The organism is Gillisia sp. Hel_I_29, from assembly GCF_000744275.1.
GTDB lineage: Bacteria > Bacteroidota > Bacteroidia > Flavobacteriales > Flavobacteriaceae > Gillisia.
In genome coordinates this window covers 2,243,758-2,262,983 of the sequence record NZ_JQLP01000005.1, presented here as the reverse complement: position 1 = coordinate 2,262,983, position 19,226 = coordinate 2,243,758, and the positions used below count along the sequence as shown (strand labels likewise).

Genomic DNA, 19,226 nt, shown 5'->3' with positions numbered 1-19,226 from the left:
TGTGATAACCGTTGTTGGGCGAAGTTATTCTTGTTCTGATATAAATTCTATTGCTTCCTGAATATTTCCATCTAAAAGTAGATTTTCAAAATTATCTTTCTCAACTACAGTAACGTCAGGAATAATATTTTCATAATAATTACCATTTCTATCGCAGTCATAGCCTGTTGTTAAGGTCATAAATGCTCCAAATGGTAAATCTGCTTTAACATTGCTAGTTGTCTTACCATATGTTTTTTCACCAATAAATATTGTGTTTTCTCTTCCTTTGAATGCTAATGCAGTTATTTCACCAGAACTACCAGTTGCAATATTAGTTATGACTGCAACTTTTATTTTATCAAGTAGTTCACCATTGGGTTTTATGTAAAACACTGTTTTAGAATTATCCTTATACTTTCCATCTTTTAATCTTATTTCGCTAGTCTGATTTTTATCAATGTCAAGTGTACCCCATACTACATTATCGCCTAGAAAATCATACAAAGCTAAAAGCATTGGAAAAATGTCGCCACCTGTATTAAACCGCAGATCAATTATCCAACCTTGTAATTTATTTGAGTTTTTAATGTTATTAATTTCATCGTACAAGCGTTGTGACTGTTTATGAAGATTTTTTTCATTGTACATAGCTGGCATTAAAATATACCCGTATTGATTATCTAAAATCTTAACTTCAAATTGTGGATTTGTCTTATATTTTTTTATCCATTGCTCGGTAAAATCATCTTGAGTAGGACCTTGAAAATTTCCACTAAATTGATTGTCCTTATAAAATAATCTAGAATGATCTGCTTTTGTTAAATCAAAAAAATAAGAAACCTCGTTTAGTGATTTGTTGAAATCTGAATATTGCATTAATTTCTTATCAATTTTTGACTCTACTTCTTTCCAGTTCACTGTTTCTTTATATAAATATCCATTCTTCATTACCTTAAAAAGATCGTCATAGAAGTGTTCTATACTGTCTTGGGAAGTTTTAAATTCTTGTGCTTGAATATTGAACGAGAAGAGTAATATAAATGTAATTCCTAGGTATTTTTTCATAAAATAATTTCTATTCTTAATGTGGAATAATTACGCCCAACGTCTCCGTATATGAAACGTAGCGTGTAAAAAGACGCTATCGTTTCGGATTATACACGAGCCGAATTTTTAAATTTTACTTTTTATCTTTATTTTACTAAAAGCCAAATTTAAAAATTTGGCGGTCTTCACAAATACACACAAACCTCTCGGAAAGCCTGTAAGAGCTATGTTTTATATACATTGTTGTGTGTAGTACTTTATTTTTCGTTCATTCTATTGAAAAACGGATTGCTTGAATCATCATTTATCTGATGTCCGTAATCATATTTTTCATTTAATTGGTAAAGTCTTAAATATAAATCCACATAATCTTGGGAAGTCAAAACCCAATCAGATATAAGTTTTGCCATTTCATTCATATCTTCTGCATAAGTCATTCTAGAGTCACTTCCTCTTGTTCCATCTGGTTTTAGTGCTATACCACGATTTAAGAAAATAAGCTTTTCTTCGTGAATAATTTTTCTTTGTTCAGCGAATTCTTTACCTCTTGGTAAATATTTTAACAACAGATTTTGGATTCCGTTGTAGAACAATGAGTGCTTTTCCTCTGGATTGTCAAATTTCTTGTCAATTAGTTCTTTGAGTTCATCAATTTCTTTTAATTGACCATCTTCAATGTCGATACTTAACTGCTTACCTTGCGTTTCTTTTGCTTTTTGAAGTATTTCTAACTTCTCTATATTTTTCTGCTTTTCTAACTCTAGGTCTTTAGCTGATTTTTTCTTTTTGTCCATATTATTCCACTATTTTATTTAATTCAAATATTTCTTTAATGATTTGCGCTTTTTGTGGGATTGAATCTATTTCCCATACTAAAGGCGATAATCTCTTAACCGTTTCATCTATTTCTGGAAAATGCTTGTTATACTTCGTCGCTTTCCAAAAATTCTTTTTATGATTAAACCACATATCAATTTGGAATGCACGATAAACAAAACATTTGTGAATGTTATTTTTCTTTGCTATTTGACTAACCATTAGTTCATTATTGATGTGAGGTTTTATAAACCTTAAAAGGTTAGAATCGAAGAAAAATTCTTGTGCAAAATCATCCGCATTTTTTTCGTTTATTAATAACAGGTCTGGTTCTCCAGTTAAATGATAGCCTTGAGATGATATGCTGTCGAAATCAAAAAGAACGTGATATAATTCGTGAAGTAATGCGTGCCAAATTGTTGCATAATTCTGATTTAAGTCAGTAAGTACAATACAAGGCTTTCGGTTGACCGCAAACGTTGCACCTCTAAATTGTGAAGTCGTAAGTTGTCTTTGGAAACAGACGGTAACTCCAATACTATATAAAGCTTGGCATACGGTCAGTAATCCTTTCTCCACATCTTGGGTATATGGTTTAATTTTAGGAACAAGCTCCTTTAAACTATCTCTATCGTAATAATTAGGATTGGATATACGTTCGAATATCATATATGCTGATGAGATTGAAAAATATCTCATTTTGTCAGCAAAATTTCTTTTGGTTGAACTGTAAAGAATCATATCTAACTTTAGAGCATAGTTTTCGTACTCTCTTATAGACTCAAAGCCAAAAAATTCTAATAAATTCTTTTTGATTTCTGACGAGTCAGATTTAGAATTGATTAAACCAACTTTACTCAATCTGTCAATATCGAAATTCTTTTCGATGAATTGGAAATCATTTGATGTTTCCAATTTTTTAATTTTATCACTTTGTTGATTAGAAATTAAAAACACAATTAAGTCTTTCAGTTCGATATTTAGGAAATCTGATATTTTCAAAACGTTGAATAGACTAGGATGCTTTATTGAACCATCAAGAATTGGATTAACAGAGTTTTTATCAAGTCCAATTAAATTGAAAGCTTGATATTCACTAATGTTTAATTCCGCTAATCTGCTTTCGAAAATTTCGCGTGGATTTATAGATTCTTTATTCTCAAAAGATTCTTGTAGTAAATTCGAAATAGAAAAATCATTCATTAAATAGGAAAATTTTCCCAAAAATAATAAATATTATCAAATAACTGTTATTTTATTAGGAAAATTTTCCTAGTCGAGTGTTTTTTTGTATTACACACAACGTTTAGGCTATAAGTAGTTGCGTAAATTTAGCAGAAGTTTCGCAAGTACGCACTATGCTAAAAATTTGCAAGGATTTTCATAATTGGCAAGCAGAAGCAATTACTTATAGCCATTGTTGGTTACAGTATTTTAGTGCTACTAAATAGCGGTATATCCACCGTCAATTAAGTAATATCCACCAGTTATAAAAGATGATTTTTTAGAGCTTAAGAATAGTACTAATTCAGCTATTTCTTCTGGCTTACCTAATCTATTCATTGGATGTTTGGCTTTAAGTTCGTCTAAGACTTCTGTAGGTAATCCTTCTAATAAAGGAGTTTCAATATATCCAGGACCAACAGCATTACATCTAATGTTCTTTTGCGCATATTCTAAACCTATATTTTTGGTTAAACCAACAACAGCATGTTTAGATGCGGTGTATGCAGGGGAAAGCGTTGCAGCAACAGTTCCGTGAATAGAGGCCATATTTACAATTATACCACCTCCATTTTTTTCCATTTGTTCTATTTCATATTTACAAGCATAGAAAACGCCATTCAAATTAATATCGATTACTTTACGCCATCCTTCTATGGAGAAATCCCCAGTATTATTCTTTTCCCCGCCAATACCGGCATTATTGCAGGCGATATCTAATCTACCATATTTTTCTACTGTTTTTTGTACCAAATTCTTAATGTCTTCTGCTTTTGAGACATCTCCCTCAATAAAAAAAGCCTCTCCATTTTCAGATTGAATTTCGTCTACCACAGTTTGTCCATTTTCTTTACTTATGTCATTTACAATGACTTTAGCTCCTTCCTTAGCATATAATTTTGCGATTGCTTTACCTATTCCAGATCCAGCACCCGTTACTATTGATACTTTGTTTTCTAATAGTTTCATATTTATTAATTTTTAAATTTATTGTTTTTCATATTGTAACCAACGGTCTTGTTTAACGCAAGTAGCGTGGAGTAGGGACACGTTCTTGTCGGCTTTGTTGTTTTTTACTTAGTGTCTAAAATATCACTTTTCATCTGAATGCCCGCTATTTGCTGTTAAACGATGTTACCTGCAGGGTTTTATTCTAAAAATATTTTAAAGTCTTGTATCAATTAAACTTAAGGTATCCTGAATTAAATTATCTAATTCGGTTGCAGTTATAGTGTGTGGATTAATTCCGATTGCAGTGTAATTAGGCAAAGGGTTACCGTGGTGAGACATCCAAGAAACACTATTTATAAGGTTCAAGGTTGAAATTATATCATTCCGATTCGCATTATCTCTAAATACAACACCTGAGGTATCAAGATAAGATATTAATCTTCCAAATGTTTGTTGACCGTTCATTGATCTTAACTCTCTGAAAAATTTAAATCTTAAGTGAGATTCTAATACATTTCTTAACCAACCTAAAACCGTATCCTTGATTTGATGATCAGGATTTGATCTGAAATTTTCTAAGGCTTCTAGATGTTTGAAGTAATCATTTTTTACTAATTCATTTAAATCACAAATTCCTATTTCAGATGAATTAGCTGCGAAATCTTGCTTTATTCTTAGAGTGCTTTTATTTGCCACCGGTATGTCTTTGCCAATTTCATAAAGAAAGTATTCATTATGGCTAAGTACTACTATTTGTTTTAAATTTGGTAGTATCGATTTGATAATGCTAATGGTGTAAGATCGCCTATTAGTATCTAGACTTGATAAAGGATCATCAAATACTAATATTTTGTCTTGGCTATTTGGGTCTATGTCGAGTTTAGATAAAAAGAATGCTAGAGCTATTGTACTTTTGTCTCCTTCGCTTAAAGATTCTTTGGCACTTAATGGTTGGTTAGTATCAAATGAAATAGGATTACCATCAATAGTGAGCGTGTAATTTATTTTACTTTGCGTAGCCCGTCCTTGAGGAGCAACGTGTTGAACACTACTTATCCTAAACGGAGTTTTAAAAACTGTACCGAGATAATGATTAATTCTAGTCTCGTAGTTCGCAAAGAAAGTTGTTGCAGCTGCTTCTTGTTGTTGTATTAATTGTGGATAAGCACTAGTTAATATTCTTAAACGTTGTCTTTCCCCAATTAATTGATCGCAAATCTGAATTATAGCTGGCTCAAATCTCTTTTTTATTCTTTTTAAGTTGTCAACTTGAGATTGAGCATTTTGAATTGTCTGAATTCCACTTTTAAAAGTATTAACTGAGCTATTGTACGCTGTAATATTTTGATTATATAATGTAATACTATTAGTTAAATTTTGTAATAAAGTTTGAAAAGCGTTTACACTATTTATATCAATTATAGCAGTAGGATTTTGAATTTTTAACTCTACCACGGCGATTAAATTCTGCATCTGGGAACGTAACTCGCTTTCGTTTGAAATAATTGAATTTATTGGAGTTTGGACTGTACTCGGTAAATGACTGCTCCAAGATGCAATTTTTTGATTATTAGCAACACAACTGTTGTTTATAGATTGAATTAATACCTCTAGATTAAAATTTTGAAGAGAGTTTAAATGTGATCTTAGTCGTAAAAGAAAAGCATTGAATTCATCATTAAATTTGCTCGTGTATGATCTAATAATTTCCATATTATCATCTATGCTTTGCATACAGAATGGACAGGTTAAATCACTTTCTTCTTTGGAGGCTTTAACCTTAATATATTTAAAACCATTTTGAAGCCAATTTTCAGCTGTATTGATTGAATTCTCATTCAAATCCTGACAATGATTTGCAAATAATTGTTCTAGAGTTTGATTTTGAATTGATTGTAATGTGGTTTGAAGATCAGTTATTAAGGTGCTAAAATTTATATTCGAATTAAACGGTGGAATTGGTACAGGTAATTGTAATGTTTGAATGACTGCATTTGAATTGGCATTTGTTAAGCTTAATTCTGCCAGAGTAATTGCCTGATCAATCCCGGTTGCTTGTGTTAGAGTTATAGCTAGAAAGTTTATTAGCAAGTCACTTGTCAGATTATTACCAACCTGTTGAATTAGTTGTGCCTCTAAATTTGTTTGATTTTGTCTTGAGCTTGCCTTGTCTGCCTTATTTTGTTCAATTTGATTTTGGATTGCAACACCTTGGGCACCAATTACAAATTGATGTAATTGTTTTTTATGTTCTTCATTAAAGTCAAATCCCGAGTAAATATTATCATTGACAAAATGAATATCAAATATTTCAATATTAGGAAAAGGAATAGTCCATCCTGAGTTTCCAAATGTGTGAAAAATATTTGGTGTACCTACTTGAGTAATTTGAGCAGCTTGGGGTTGGGTACTTGCTGTTGAAATTCTATTCCTAATTATTTCAGGATCGTTTGACGTTAGAGATCTTAAAACTGAAGTTAATGTCGTTTTTCCACCACCATTGTCTCCGTAAATTAGAGTTAATGGTTTAAAATTTACCTGTCCTGAAGCTTGGTAATTTCTGTATTTTCCAATAGAGACAAGGCTCTCAATTTTATTAATCATTATTTATTTTTTATTAGCAAACTAAAATCTTTGTGAAAACCTTGCAGGTAACGTTCTTGGTTAAGGCAAGTAGCGTGGTTTAGGGACACGTTCTTGTCGGCTTTATTGTTTTTTACTTGATGTCTAAAATAGCACTTTTCACACGAATGCCCGCTATTTGCGCTTAACCGATGTTGTATAACGTTTTATTGCACTCTTAAGTTCTCGACCTCAATTTGATCTCCGTTAACAATTACTTTACAAGACCATCGACTTCTTCCAATTGCTCCAAAACCATTTTGACTGTCTACCCAAGAATTAATGATATAAATATTTTCCCCTACGCTAATTATATGGTCTTTTTTTTCAAATGTTCCTGGAAATTCTGCCGTCGAAGGAGATCTTAGATTCACTTTTACATATTCAGTTGCTACATTATAAGCTAAAATAGAATCTGACTTTCCATTATCTAAAATAAAAAAACCTATTATCATTAATACGATTACACCAATTGTTATTTCTTTTCCGGAAATATTCCATTCTTTATTCTTACCACGAACCTTAGATTTATTTTTGCGACGAACTTCCGAGTTAGTTCTGGCAGCTGTTTGTTTTAAGGATGTTGTATTCTTTTTCCAATTTTTATTGGATGAAAATATTCTCCATTGTCTTGGACTAGATTCAGTACATTTTGCGTGTTTTATATTTTTATTTTCTAATAAACCTTTCAGAAAACCGTTATTTTTTTCGATTTCAGAAATAATTCCTTTTTCAAAAAGCATTTTATTAGCTTGTCCCAAAGTCAAATAGTTTTTATTCTGTTTTATCAGTTCAATATCTATTTTTCTAGTTATCTCTTCAATGTTTGCCATTTCAATCTTCTATAAAATGTTTTACAACGGTCTCGGTTCGTATGTTAGATTTGAGATTGTAATTTAGCTAAAAATAGGAATTAATTATTAAACTCCATAGAAGGGATAGGGAGGTCTCGGTAGATACATTTAATCAATGATATCGTGTGTTAGAAATTCCACCCTTCTATTAATTTCTCTAAGAACTTGAACAGTACCTAGATCCTATAACAGAGATCGTATCAAAAGCGAGCAAAAGTGATGGAGAATAGAGTTTAAAAAATCAACATTATTATGAAGAATGAAATTTTGAAACTCTCCTTAGGAGTAGATGTCTCAAAAGAGACTTTGGCTGTTTGTTTGTGCCGTCTAACGGCTAGACTTACAAAGGAGTTTGAAGATCCATTTGAGGTTAGTAATGATTTATCAGGTTTTAAAAAGTTGGTAAAGTGGTTACTTAAAAATGCCAGTTCTCCAGAGGATATAGTTGTCGTTATGGAATCGACAGGTATTTATCATGAAGCTTTGGTATACCATCTCTATGGGGAAGGATTTCCTGTAAGTGTTATGCAATCAGGACGTGTAAAGCGCTATGCTCAAAGTTTGGATCAACGTTCCAAGACCGATGCCTTAGATAGCCGTATGCTTGCCATGCTTGGTTGTGAAAGAGAGTTGGCATTATGGAGCCCACCAGATCCAATATTACGTCAGTTAAAAGGGCTGAGTCGGGAACGATCTTTTTTACTAAAGGAAAAGCAGATGGAGCGAAATAGACTTCATGCCTTGGAACACTCCGTTTATAAAAGCAAGCGGGAGCTAAAGCGCTATGGACAGCGATTAAAATTGATTGAAAAGCAGTTGATAGAAATAGAAAAGGAGATGGAAATTCTAGTTAAGAATGATCCACAGTTGCATCAAAGGATTAAGCATTTGGAAAGTATCCCCGGGATCTCTTTTAAATCTGCAGCGACCGTAGTAGGTGAAACTTTGGGTTTCACCGGTTTTACTAATGCTAAACAATTGACTAGTTATGCAGGATTTGATGTGGTCTTGAAAGAATCTGGTGCTTATAAGGGAAAGACGAGAATCAGTAAGAAAGGGAATAAACATATTCGTAGTGCACTATATATGCCAGCGATGAGTGCCATACAATGGAATCCAACCTTGAGAAAATTTTACGAACGAGTCCAACCCACTAAAGTCAAACCAATGATAGCCTTAGTAGCAGTAGAGCGAAAGCTATTGGTATTAATGTATAGTTTATGGAAAAATAAAATAGATTACGATCCAGAACATGAGCAAAAAAAGACAGCAAGAACCGAAGTCCTTGCTGCACAGGATAGAAGTAATTTAGCATTGACAACTTCCTAAAATTTTTATCAAAAATACTTGTTTTCTAACACAGTACCTAAGGCAAGTAGCGTGGAGTAGGGACGCGTTCTTGTCGGCTTTGTTGTTTTTTTCTTGGTCTCTAAAATAGCACTTTTCACCAGAATGCCCGCTATTTGCGCTTAACCGATGTTGGCAACTGGCTTTTTATTTCAGATTATTATATCTCTCAACATATGATGTTGGTGTTATGTTGTCTAAAAGTAAATAAATTAAAAATGAATCTCCTAATGTCATAGTTTGTCCATTTACTGTAATTTCTATCGCTTTATTTTCGAAAACAAAAGGTTTGTGCCTTTGTCCTAAGTCGAGAATTTTGTGAGTTTCTTTTCTACTTAACCATTTTGCAGAAATTCCTTTTGTATTAAATAGTTCAATAAGTTTATCTAAATTGATGGCTAGATAAATCTTTATTCTTCCAAACATTATATCGAAAATATTTTCTACACCAAAAGGTTTTAAAAACATTGGTTCTTTTAATGGTAATCCAATTAAATTTACATAATCCACAACTATGCTCTTTTCATAGATATGGTCAACTATTCCTTTAAATAAATGTGGTGAAACAAGTCTTTTATTTTCTCTATAAATACCAACATAAATTATATCTTCAATTTCGCCATATGTGGAATTGTTTTCTTTTGAATTTTTGATTAAATCTAATAGATATTTAAAATAATATTTTTGAGGATTAGTTGACTCTAATACTTTAATTTTTGTCTCAGAAAAGGCGTCAGTTCCTTCTTCTTTATTGAGGAAATTAGAAACTTTAGCTCCTTTTTCCATTTGCTTAAGTGTCCTTTCTACTTGGTCGAAGAACTTATCGTTTTTATCACTATAATCTATTTTAGTAGCATCAAAATCATCTTGTGAAGCATAATCTAAAAAATCAAATACTTTTTTTTGAACTTCTCCTTCTTTACATTCAATGATTATATTTTCTTTCCCATTAACTAATAATATATCTCCAATATCAATAAATGACGTTAAATCTGATATTAAGGCGAAATTTTTATCATCTTGTTTATGATAGTGCTCAACTGTTGTTATAACAGATTCTAAATTCGTGTTTAATAAATCAGGTCTATTTCTATCTCCTGAATAAAATCTTCGAGCTTTGTAATAGTCTTTTTTGAATATTTGCCAAGCTATAAAATCCGCAAAATGTCTTAAGATATTGATTTTGTAATCAGCTAATTGGATTTCAAAATTGATTTTTTTTAATAAGTCTTTGTCTTTATCTCTTTTCGCTTGTTTTTCGTTTTCTTTAAGTAGTTTTAATTCCTTTATAAGTGGTAATATTTCTTGTATTATTAAAGTTTGTCCAAGTCTAAAACCTTTATGAACTTGAATTAGAAATTCAGTTTTATCCTTTTCAGTAATTTTTTCTGGATTTCTAAAATCAAGAGGTTTATTTTTAATTCCGTATTCGGCAATTAAATGAAAAATTTCTTTCGTTGTTTTTTCAAATTTTTCCAATTGAGTGATTTTTTTTAGCTTGTTGCCAACGGTCTCGTATAACGCAAGTTGCGGGAATGAGGACGCGAATTTGTCAGTTTAGTTGTTTCCAAAATTGGTCACTAAAATAATCATTTTCAGCAAACTGCCCGTTATTTGCGATATACGTTGTTGTACACAGTATGATTACTCTATGCTAATTTTTAGTAAATATTGTTTTCCTTTAATAAAATCATCTGCAATCGCAAAACCATAATTTGCATCTATAAAATCTGTTACTGTTATTCTATTGAAATCATTAAATATAGTTGTTTTCCAAGTTTTTCCTGAGTTGTTAGAAATAAACATTGCTCCACTCTGAAAATATCCTTGATCAGGATATTGTTCGCCAAAACCAATAACTACATTTTCATTGTATATATGAGTTTGGTTTATTAGACCTGGTATTGAAAATTCTTGAGTATTTTTCAAATCGGTTTTTAGAAGGCTTTGACCTCTTAAATAAAAAAGATTTTGAAAGGGCTTAATTTCATATATGTGAGAATCCGTCTCCAAATTAATTTTTTCCCAATTATCTCCATCGTCTTCACTTTTTAAAAAAGTACCTCTCAAACCACTAGTATAAATTATATTGTCGATCTTAATCATATCGCGATAAACATTAAATTCTAAGTTTATTTCATTCCACGATGCACCACTATTCTTAGTTTTAACTATATGATTACCTAATGCGAAGCCTAATTCTGAATTTACAAAATACAATTTTGTTAGTTCTCCACCATTTTGAATTATTCTTTCTTGGAATGTTACACCTCCATTCGAAGTATTTAATAAAATAAAATCTTCACCATTTTTAGCTAAAATAAAACCTTCTTCTAAATTTATAAATTGAATATCTAATAATTCATAATTTGTAACATAGAGTTCATTCCAATTATTCCCTGAATCACGAGTAATCAATATGCGATTTTGATAATCAATTGCATATCCCACATTCTTATCTAAGAAATCCATATCAACAATACTAAAATCTAAGCTAATTTTCTGAATGTCAAAATTGTCTTCACTAATTAAATCTCCTCTCTCTGTGTGGTCATTGTTTTTTGAGCAATTGGAGAATAATAAAATTGTTAATATCAATAAAAGAATTCTTTTCATAATTATGTTTTCTATTAGATGAAGATATTGAAAAATTGTTGCGTTAAGTTATTGAATTCGGAAATTTTCTGGAATATTGTGTACAACGTTTTTGTATATGAAAAGTAGCGGATTTTATGCACTAACTTTTCGGATTATAGGTGACCTTTAATTTATTCATTTTCTTTTGATTAAGCGATTATTGAACCGCTATTTTTTATATACGTTGTTAGCTGCTGCCTTTTCTATGCTCATCAATTAGGTTCTATTTTTAAAGAAGTCATTGACAATGAACCTCCAACAGATTTGTCGTTAAACAATGTTACCTTTTCATTTTCTTCTTTCAATGCCAAGGTATAAAGTAAAGGCAAATAATGCTCAGGTGTTGGGATGGCTAAATCAAATGCTTTTCCTTGCGATTTAAAGTCGATAAGTTTTTGATGGTCTCCACTTAAAATATGGCTTTTCATTTTTTCGTTGGCTTCGGTAGCCCAATCGAAAGCAAATTCTTCGTTTAGCTTGTTCCAGGACACCCTACGCAGGTTGTGCACCATATTACCGCTTCCAATAATTAAAACGCCATTATGGCGAAGGCTATTTAGCTCTTGAGCCAATTCGTAATGATACCTTGCCGGTTTCGAATAATCAATGCTCATTTGTATGACCGGAATATCGGCATTTGGATATAAATGTTTGATTACGCTCCAAGCTCCATGGTCAAGCCCCCATTTATCGTCTAATCCAACTTCTGTTTTGGTAATAATACTTTTGGTTTCTTCCGCCAATTCTGGGCTTCCTTTTGCTGGGTATTGAACGTCAAACAATGCTTGTGGAAAACCACCAAAATCGTGAATGGTTGGTGGATTTTGCATTGCTGTTACAAATGTTCCTTTAGTTTCCCAATGTGCTGAAATACAAAGAATCGCATTTGGTCTTATAATTTCTTGACCTAATTTTCTGAATGCCGAAACAAATTCGTTTTCTTCAATGGCATTCATAGGGCTGCCGTGACCTAAGAAAAGCACAGGCATTTTACCTGTGTTACTCATTGTTGAGGTCATTTTGTTTAAATCTTTTAATGTCATACTGTAAGGTATTAAGGGCAATAAAGCTATTGATTTTAAAAATTGCTTTCTATTCATTTGCTGCAAAAATTAGATTAGGCCGTTTTTTTACCCAACCGATAATCAATTGAATATTTTCCTGCTCCCGTAAAAATTAGCCCCACAGCGCCAAACAAGAATAAAGCGTTCAGTTCAATAGCCCAAGCACACATTGCCCAGTTTGTTGCTATGCCGGCGGGTTGGTGCAATGCAAAATCTATAGTGAGAATTTTATTGACCTCATCGTAATTTTTTAAAGTATAAGTGCGCACTTTAGGCTTTTTTCGGTTGGCCACAGGGAGGTGTAACTTTACATAGCAACCTGGTTTGAATACAATAGCCGAATTAGATTGCGAAATTTCAAAATCTATGCGCAGCATATTTTTTGTTAGTTGAGTTTTCTTAATTACACGACATGTATGTCCTGGAATAACCTTCATCTTCTATATTTATATTACAATATCAATAATACCTCCTTTCATCTGCAATATTTCGCCATTGGTAGCTGAAGAAATTGGACTGGCTATTTAACAAACCGTATTGACCACTTCTTCAGACCTATTATAGCGTTGCAATAATTATAGCGTTGCAATAGTGGACTAGGATCAATTAATAATCTATTCGTATTCTAATAACCAATTGTGTTGAATAAAGAATAAAACCGGCAATAGATTCTATGTTTCTATTGCCGTAATTTTAAAATTTAATTCAATCCAGTTTTAACCGCCTGTGATAAAGAAGTAGTGGGACGGTTAATTAAACGGGCGAGTTCGCCACTTTCATCATGCAAATCGTTTTTAGAAGCGCTATAATCTAAACTCGCAAACGCTTTGGCCATCCCTTCAGGTAATCCAATTTCCTGTAGCTTTTGTGCATATTCTGCTTCTGGAAGGTTCACAAATTCGATGTTTTTACCCGTTTGTTTGCTCACTTCGGCAGCCAAATCCTGCATGGTGAAGGTTTGATCACCAGCCAATTCATACGTTTTGCCTGTATGGTCATCGTTTATGATGGTTTCGGCTATAGCTTCGGCATAGTCTTCACGTGTTGCTGATGAAATTTTTCCATCTCCCGCACTACCAATTATAGCACCTTGCTCTACTGCTTGCTTTAATCCCGCAGTATAATTTTCGGTGTACCATCCATTACGTAAAATCGTGTGCGGAATGCCCGAGTCTTGCAGCATTTTTTCGGTAGCAAGGTGTTCTGGAGCTAATATCATTGACGACGTATCGGCGTGCAGCAAGCTGGTGTAGGCAATTTGCTTAACTTGAGCTTGTTTTGCCGCATTGATTACATTTTTATGTTGGGTTTCACGTTTACCTATCTCGCTTCCCGATATAAAAACCAAACGATCTATGTCCTCTAAAGCCTTTGGTAAAGCTTCTGGTTGTTCATAATCGAAAGCTTTGGCCTCTATACCTAAAGGTTTTGCCTTATCGGGATTTCGCACGAGTGCCACTAATTTGGCATCGGGATTCTTGTCTTTTAGCTTTTGTACTACTAATTGGCCCAGTTGGCCTGTAGCACCTGTTATTCCTATTTTCATGACTTATTGTTTTACAAATTGAACTTCTGCATTAATTTTTATCTCATTTCCAACCATTACACCTCCGGCTTCCAGGGCGGCATTCCAATTAAGGCCAAAGTCTTTTCGGTTCAGTTTACCATTTATGGAAAAACCTGCTTTCTCGTTTCCGTAAGGGTCTTTCATATAACCTCCAAACTCGGTATCTAGTGTGATTTCTTTTGTAGTACCTTTAATTGTAAGGTCACCTACTAATTGGTATTCATCATCATCTACTTTTTTAATGGATTTGCTCACAAATGTAATTTCCGGATATTTTTCAACTTCAAAGAAGTCGGGGCTTTTTAGATGCGTGTCTCGATCATCATTGTTCGTTGATATAGAACTTGCATCAATGTTTGCCGAAATGGTTGCTTTTGTAAAATCTTCGCCATCTATGGTTCCTTGAAAGGTTTTAAATTCTCCTTTTACGTTAGAAATCATCAGGTGTTTTACTTTAAATGTAATTTCGCTGTGTGTTGGGTCTATTGCCCATTTTGTTGTTTCCATTTTCTTATATTTTTAATGTTATTGGATAATTTTTAAACGTATTACTGCTTGGCAAACTGTAAGTGCACCACTATGTTTACATCTTTGCCAATACCTGCTGCGGTAGGATCATAATTAATATTGTAGTCAAATCTGTTAATGGTGGTTTTGGCTTTCAATCCTAATTTTTCGCCCTGGTCACTTTTGGCAGTTCCGCCATAGTACACATCAAAAATCACGGGTTTGGTTACATCTTTTATGGTTAGGTCGCCATATAATAAATACTGATCAGGTTTTCCAGTAGCTAAGATTTTCGTGCTTTTAAAAGTCATTTCTGGATATTTTTCAACTTCAAAAAAATCAGCACTTCTCAAGTGGTTGTCCCTGTCTTCTACATTGGTATTGATACTTGTTACTTTAACAGTAAAATCAACATTTGCCCCTTCTAAAGCTTCCCCATTTGTAGTAAGGTTTCCGGTATATTCCATAAATTTCCCATTCACGATACTAATTCCGGAATGTGAAATATTGAAATTTAAGGACGAATGGTAAGGGTCTACCTTCCAGTTTGCTTGTGCGAATACGTTTACATTCAAAAATGTAATTGCTAATAAAATCAGTACTTTTTTCATAATCATATAAAATTTAATTGTTAATAATATTTGTTTACAAAGATAGTAGCACTTACGATGAAGCAAATTACACTTTTCGGTAAGAGGAGTGTAGATTTAGGAAATTAACCTATTTTTCATCTCTTCACGGAACTTACCTGGCGATTGACCTGCCTTTTTTTTAAAGACGTTAGAAAAATAAGAATTCTCATTGTAGCCCAATTCATAAGCTATTTCAGATATGGTTTTTTCTGTAGAGATCAATAGGTTTTTAGCTTCAATTAATTTTCGGGTTTCGATTATTTCTGAAACACTCTGTGCTAAAATATTTTGGCAGATGATGTTCAAATTCCTTGACGACATAAAAAGTTTTTCCGCATAGAATTCCACACCAAATGGTCTTCGGTAATTTTCTTCAAGAATCGTCAGGAAGTTTCCGAAGGATATATGTTGCGTTTTTTGAATAGGCTCGTCTTGTGGTTCTAACTTTTTTCGTTCGGCTTCTATCATCGTGAACAGGACACCCAATAGTTGCCTTATTATGGAAAGGTCTGTTGTGTCTTGTTGTGTTTCGGCATAAATCATCTCACAAAGGGTAACCAGTCTCTGAAAACAATGTCCTTTTTCAAGTTCTAAATTTGCTTGAGTGTGATAAAACGAATAGAGTTGAAATGTGGTTTCTGGAATAAATTCGCTTTTAAAACGAATTGCCCAAATATCGCATTTGCCATTATGTAGCTTTGGAACTACTCTGTGTACTTTTCCTTTGGTTACGAAACTCACAAAAGGAGATTGGATTTTGGTAGTGTTAAAATCAATGAAATGCTCCAATTCACCTTCAATGCCAATTAATAACTCTTCAAACTCGTGATTGTGGGGTTCGTCAGGTTGTCCAGAAATCTTTTTTGCTTCTTCTTCGTCAACTCTGAATATGTGGAATAGTTTGTTCATCTGATAAGTTGTTCGTTTTTTTAGGTTGCAGCTAACGGTCTTGGTTAAGGCAAGTGGCGTGGAGTAGGGACGCGTTCTTGTCGGCTTTGTTGTTTTTACTTGGTCTCTAAAATAATAATTTTCACCAGAATGCCCGCTATTTGCGCTTAACCGATGTTGTGCTACGTTTTTATTCTTTTATAAATATTAATTTATGTTCAAAATCATTTGCTTTTTCTCCCCAATAAAGGTCATCATCTAATTTATCTAAATACTTTTCTTTCTCATTTTTTAAAGTAATTCCTAACCATTTAAATGAGAAATGATTCTTGGATATAGGTAAAATATATGCAATAGGTTTGTCGTAGTTAATTTTATCTTCTAATTCATCAATTAATTTTGACATGTGAATTGTACCTCTTGCATATTCATAATTAACAGCAAAGGTATCAACGTTAATCTGACTAATCTTTCCAATAATTTCAATTGGTGCCCCATATGATATTAGTACTGTGTCTTTGATAATTGAAATGTTACTCCATTCATACCTCGTTGTACATTCATGTATTTTCCAATCTCCATCTAATAATATAATTTTATCAGATATTTTTTTAGAATATACAGATCCATTAATAAGTAGCTCTTCCTTCTCACCTAAAGAAACTTTTGTGATTTCTTCTCTATATATTTCTAGATATCCGTTCTTAATTTCTGCAGGAAATTTCAAATCAAAATATTCTACAACTAAATTATTCTCTCCTTTTGAAATTTTTAAAGAATCACAAATATTTGAATTACTATACCAAGTTCCAGTAAATTTTGAGTTTTCAGAACAGGATACCAATAAAGAAAATATAATCAAAAATGTAATTTTATTTTTCATGATGTTGCAAAATAATCTATTACTTTGTTTATTCTGATAGCTTAAAATTATATGTAATATATCCTACTTGGACACTAGGAGCGTTACTATCACTGTTAAATCTTGTGGCTAATGCAGCTCTTCTAGCTGGTTCCGTCAAACAAGTTGCGCTATTAGTTGTTCCTCTTTGCCCCGGAATTACACTTATGACTTGCCCAGCTTGATTTACCTTAATCTGAACAACCACAAGGCCAGACTCATTACAATCCTGAGGTATTTTTTCTTTATTCAAAGCCTTTCTTCCACCTAACCTATAATTTCCATCACCATCTAATCCAGAACCATTACCATAATAAGCAGAACTTATTTCGGAATTATCACTAGAACTTATTGAGCTAGAAGATAATGATAGTTCTTGTTTTTGATAATAGAATTGTATTCTAGGGATAACTATTGGATCTAAAAAATTAGAGACATTTACATCTTCTATTAGACTATTTATTTTGTCAGATAATCTTTTATGAAAGGTTTCATAACTCAATTTTTGCTTACGATTCTCATCATATTCTGTAGATATTCCATAAATTGAACTGGAGGCATCGTTGTCAGTTTGAAAGTTTTTATTAGAAAAATCAGGATTATATTTTGAAAGTATTTCTCCTGTTGATATTTTTCTGACGACTAGAACAATTAATATTCCTTCTTCAAATTTAGCTATGTACTCCGTATTCCCATCTTGTATATTCCAATCTCCCACAAACAGTCCCTTGTCATTAAATTGTCCAGTTATATCTTTTAATCGGATTTGCCCTATTAAAATGTCATTGGCGAAGAATAGAGAAAAAGAATTTTCTTTAATTTGATCATTACCAATTCTCTTTTGATTGAATGACCAAGATCCATTTTTTTTATTGTTTAAATACTTACCGTCAATCTGATTTACCGTTTTACTATTTTTATCTGTTAGAACAAAAACCCACTTTCCATTCTTCTTGTTATTTACAAAATCACCTTTAATAAAGACACTTTTTTCATCAAGGTAATTTGATTCATAATTTAGTTCCCCTTCGTATATTCTTTCATAATTTTCATTTTCATAATATTCATATTTGACGAATCCTTGACCATATCCGTTAAAATTATCTTCATAAGAGCCTTCATAAATTTTTAATTCTTGACTATTTATATTTAAAGAAGATATTAGGGATAGTAAAATAATTAATTTTTTCATTCACGATTTTGTTTAAAAATGTTGCACAACGGTCTCGGTTAACACAAGTTGCGGGAGTAGGAACGCGAAATTGTCGGTTTAAGTAGTTTCTTACTTAGGATACTAAAATACACTTTTTCGACAATACCCGTTATTTGTGATAACCGTTGTTAGGCGGAGTTATTTTGTTTTTATACTCTGCAAATATTCATCAGCAGTCATAACTGGTAATAAAGACTTTTTAAAATCTTTTCCATTTCTGGTTATTATAATCCCGCAATCAGAATCTACTGCACTAAAATATTGAAGTGCATCTTCGAAATCGGAAAAAGATGAATTTAATCCCTTTTCAATTATATGTTCGTCTAATTTACAGATTTCACATATGATTTTAAATTTTCTCAGTTTTTCTTGTGCAATTTGTGCTGATTCAAATTTTGTAAGGAAATAATTTAGAGTAGCGAATGATATAGGGGATACCACGAGGGTTAAAATTTCTTTGTCAGCTAATGTTGCTAATTTAGCAATAGAGTCATAAAACGGATCTCTCTCACCGAGTAAATCAAGAATTACGTTCGTATCCAGAAATAGTCTTCTTTTCATCTATTTATATTTCTCTAATAATTGATCCGAATATTCTTTTTTATAATCTAAGTCAGTTGGAATTTTTATTCCGGAAGCTAAACTTTTAACAAATGGAGAAATTTGAAAATCTGAGTCTTTTTTATCCGTTGTTAATGATTGAAGATAAGATTCAACAATTCTCGACAAACTCATCTTTTTGTCAGATGCGTATTCTTTCGCTCGTTCAATTATTTCTTGATTAAGCTTTAAAGTCAGTTTTGTGTCCATAGCAAATTAATTATACGTACAAAAATAATTAAAATATCCGTACAATTTAAATTAAAGCTGAATTTTTCTGAATAATTACGCCTAACGGTCTCGGTTAACACAAGTTGCGGGAGTAGGAATGCGAACTTGTCGGCTTAGTTGTTTTCTTACTTAGGATACTAAAT

The 19,226-nt window shown here is 32.3% G+C and carries 18 protein-coding genes and 1 pseudogene; 1 reads left to right on the top strand and 18 read right to left on the bottom strand.

Annotated features, from left to right (window positions below; genetic code table 11):
* Positions 1–24: 24 nt before the first annotated feature.
* The 6 genes from P163_RS15485 to P163_RS15460 form a co-directional block, all read right to left on the bottom strand.
* Positions 25–1,047, bottom strand: a complete 1,023-nt coding sequence (locus P163_RS15485) for a S41 family peptidase (RefSeq protein WP_034893297.1) — start codon at positions 1,045–1,047, stop codon at positions 25–27.
* 239 nt (positions 1,048–1,286) lie between these two features.
* On the bottom strand, positions 1,287–1,823 hold the full coding sequence (locus P163_RS15480) for a hypothetical protein (protein WP_051931264.1): 537 nt from the start codon (positions 1,821–1,823) through the stop codon (positions 1,287–1,289).
* 1 nt (position 1,824) lies between these two features.
* The gene (locus tag P163_RS15475) at positions 1,825–3,048 is read right to left on the bottom strand and encodes an ImmA/IrrE family metallo-endopeptidase (RefSeq protein WP_034893295.1); all 1,224 of its coding nucleotides are present in this window, start codon (positions 3,046–3,048) and stop codon (positions 1,825–1,827) included.
* A 240-nt stretch (positions 3,049–3,288) separates the two neighbouring features.
* On the bottom strand, positions 3,289–4,038 hold the full coding sequence (locus tag P163_RS15470; protein ID WP_034893293.1) for an SDR family NAD(P)-dependent oxidoreductase: 750 nt from the start codon (positions 4,036–4,038) through the stop codon (positions 3,289–3,291).
* A gap of 195 nt (positions 4,039–4,233) precedes the next feature.
* Positions 4,234–6,624: an AAA family ATPase gene (locus P163_RS15465; protein WP_034893290.1), complete on the bottom strand. Its 2,391-nt coding sequence runs from the start codon at positions 6,622–6,624 to the stop codon at positions 4,234–4,236.
* A gap of 185 nt (positions 6,625–6,809) precedes the next feature.
* Positions 6,810–7,475: a hypothetical protein gene (locus tag P163_RS15460; RefSeq protein ID WP_034893285.1), complete on the bottom strand. Its 666-nt coding sequence runs from the start codon at positions 7,473–7,475 to the stop codon at positions 6,810–6,812.
* Between the two features lie 273 nt (positions 7,476–7,748).
* Between P163_RS15460 and P163_RS15455 the strand changes: the two genes are divergently transcribed.
* Positions 7,749–8,825 carry an IS110 family transposase gene (locus tag P163_RS15455; protein WP_034890591.1) on the top strand — a complete coding sequence of 359 codons (1,077 nt, stop codon included), beginning with the start codon at positions 7,749–7,751 and terminating at the stop codon, positions 8,823–8,825.
* A 165-nt stretch (positions 8,826–8,990) separates the two neighbouring features.
* Here P163_RS15455 and P163_RS15450 read toward each other — a convergent pair whose 3' ends face one another.
* From P163_RS15450 to P163_RS15395, 12 genes and pseudogenes are all read right to left on the bottom strand, one after another.
* Positions 8,991–10,322 (bottom strand): hypothetical protein, encoded by a 1,332-nt coding sequence (locus tag P163_RS15450; RefSeq protein WP_034893283.1) that lies wholly within the window; start codon positions 10,320–10,322, stop codon positions 8,991–8,993.
* 165 nt (positions 10,323–10,487) lie between these two features.
* On the bottom strand, positions 10,488–11,459 hold the full coding sequence (locus tag P163_RS15445) for a WD40/YVTN/BNR-like repeat-containing protein (protein ID WP_034893280.1): 972 nt from the start codon (positions 11,457–11,459) through the stop codon (positions 10,488–10,490).
* Between the two features lie 233 nt (positions 11,460–11,692).
* Positions 11,693–12,580: a 4,5-DOPA dioxygenase extradiol gene (gene ygiD / locus P163_RS15440; RefSeq protein WP_081891346.1), complete on the bottom strand. Its 888-nt coding sequence runs from the start codon at positions 12,578–12,580 to the stop codon at positions 11,693–11,695.
* Positions 12,581–12,597: 17 nt separating this feature from the next.
* Complete coding sequence (locus P163_RS15435; protein WP_034887672.1) at positions 12,598–12,981, bottom strand: siderophore-interacting protein; 384 nt, start codon at positions 12,979–12,981, stop codon at positions 12,598–12,600.
* Positions 12,982–13,244: 263 nt separating this feature from the next.
* A complete protein-coding gene (locus P163_RS15430) occupies positions 13,245–14,090 on the bottom strand; it encodes an SDR family oxidoreductase (protein ID WP_034887670.1) in 846 nt (281 codons plus the stop codon).
* Positions 14,091–14,093: 3 nt separating this feature from the next.
* The gene (locus tag P163_RS15425; RefSeq protein WP_034893277.1) at positions 14,094–14,618 is read right to left on the bottom strand and encodes a YceI family protein; all 525 of its coding nucleotides are present in this window, start codon (positions 14,616–14,618) and stop codon (positions 14,094–14,096) included.
* Positions 14,619–14,659: 41 nt separating this feature from the next.
* A complete protein-coding gene (locus P163_RS15420) occupies positions 14,660–15,229 on the bottom strand; it encodes a YceI family protein (protein ID WP_034887811.1) in 570 nt (189 codons plus the stop codon).
* A 96-nt stretch (positions 15,230–15,325) separates the two neighbouring features.
* A complete protein-coding gene (locus P163_RS15415) occupies positions 15,326–16,159 on the bottom strand; it encodes a helix-turn-helix transcriptional regulator (protein WP_034893272.1) in 834 nt (277 codons plus the stop codon).
* Between the two features lie 169 nt (positions 16,160–16,328).
* Entirely contained in the window at positions 16,329–17,021 is a 693-nt protein-coding gene (locus tag P163_RS15410; RefSeq protein ID WP_034893269.1) for a hypothetical protein, read from the bottom strand.
* A gap of 28 nt (positions 17,022–17,049) precedes the next feature.
* Positions 17,050–17,361, bottom strand: a pseudogene (locus P163_RS15405) (energy transducer TonB); the annotation flags it as partial.
* Between the two features lie 1,029 nt (positions 17,362–18,390).
* Positions 18,391–18,813 carry a type II toxin-antitoxin system VapC family toxin gene (locus P163_RS15400; protein WP_034893266.1) on the bottom strand — a complete coding sequence of 141 codons (423 nt, stop codon included), beginning with the start codon at positions 18,811–18,813 and terminating at the stop codon, positions 18,391–18,393.
* Positions 18,814–19,062 carry a DUF6364 family protein gene (locus P163_RS15395; protein ID WP_034893263.1) on the bottom strand — a complete coding sequence of 83 codons (249 nt, stop codon included), beginning with the start codon at positions 19,060–19,062 and terminating at the stop codon, positions 18,814–18,816.
* Positions 19,063–19,226: the final 164 nt, after the last annotated feature.

Excerpts from the sequence above, each read along its gene's own strand:
- P163_RS15470 (WP_034893293.1), bottom strand. The coding sequence starts at position 4,038 with ATGAAACTATTAGAAAACAAAGTATCAATAGTAACGGGTGCTGGATCT.
- P163_RS15465 (WP_034893290.1), bottom strand. The coding sequence starts at position 6,624 with ATGATTAATAAAATTGAGAGCCTTGTCTCTATTGGAAAATACAGAAAT.
- P163_RS15455 (WP_034890591.1), top strand. The coding sequence starts at position 7,749 with ATGAAGAATGAAATTTTGAAACTCTCCTTAGGAGTAGATGTCTCAAAA.
- P163_RS15430 (WP_034887670.1), bottom strand. The coding sequence starts at position 14,090 with ATGAAAATAGGAATAACAGGTGCTACAGGCCAACTGGGCCAATTAGTA.
- P163_RS15400 (WP_034893266.1), bottom strand. The coding sequence starts at position 18,813 with ATGAAAAGAAGACTATTTCTGGATACGAACGTAATTCTTGATTTACTC.
- P163_RS15445 (WP_034893280.1), bottom strand. The coding sequence starts at position 11,459 with ATGAAAAGAATTCTTTTATTGATATTAACAATTTTATTATTCTCCAAT.
- P163_RS15425 (WP_034893277.1), bottom strand. The coding sequence starts at position 14,618 with ATGGAAACAACAAAATGGGCAATAGACCCAACACACAGCGAAATTACA.
- P163_RS15475 (WP_034893295.1), bottom strand. The coding sequence starts at position 3,048 with ATGAATGATTTTTCTATTTCGAATTTACTACAAGAATCTTTTGAGAAT.
- P163_RS15480 (WP_051931264.1), bottom strand. The coding sequence starts at position 1,823 with ATGGACAAAAAGAAAAAATCAGCTAAAGACCTAGAGTTAGAAAAGCAG.
- ygiD (WP_081891346.1), bottom strand. The coding sequence starts at position 12,580 with ATGAATAGAAAGCAATTTTTAAAATCAATAGCTTTATTGCCCTTAATA.
- P163_RS15420 (WP_034887811.1), bottom strand. The coding sequence starts at position 15,229 with ATGAAAAAAGTACTGATTTTATTAGCAATTACATTTTTGAATGTAAAC.
- P163_RS15435 (WP_034887672.1), bottom strand. The coding sequence starts at position 12,981 with ATGAAGGTTATTCCAGGACATACATGTCGTGTAATTAAGAAAACTCAA.
- P163_RS15410 (WP_034893269.1), bottom strand. The coding sequence starts at position 17,021 with ATGAAAAATAAAATTACATTTTTGATTATATTTTCTTTATTGGTATCC.
- P163_RS15415 (WP_034893272.1), bottom strand. The coding sequence starts at position 16,159 with ATGAACAAACTATTCCACATATTCAGAGTTGACGAAGAAGAAGCAAAA.
- P163_RS15395 (WP_034893263.1), bottom strand. The coding sequence starts at position 19,062 with ATGGACACAAAACTGACTTTAAAGCTTAATCAAGAAATAATTGAACGA.
- P163_RS15460 (WP_034893285.1), bottom strand. The coding sequence starts at position 7,475 with ATGGCAAACATTGAAGAGATAACTAGAAAAATAGATATTGAACTGATA.
- P163_RS15485 (WP_034893297.1), bottom strand. The coding sequence starts at position 1,047 with ATGAAAAAATACCTAGGAATTACATTTATATTACTCTTCTCGTTCAAT.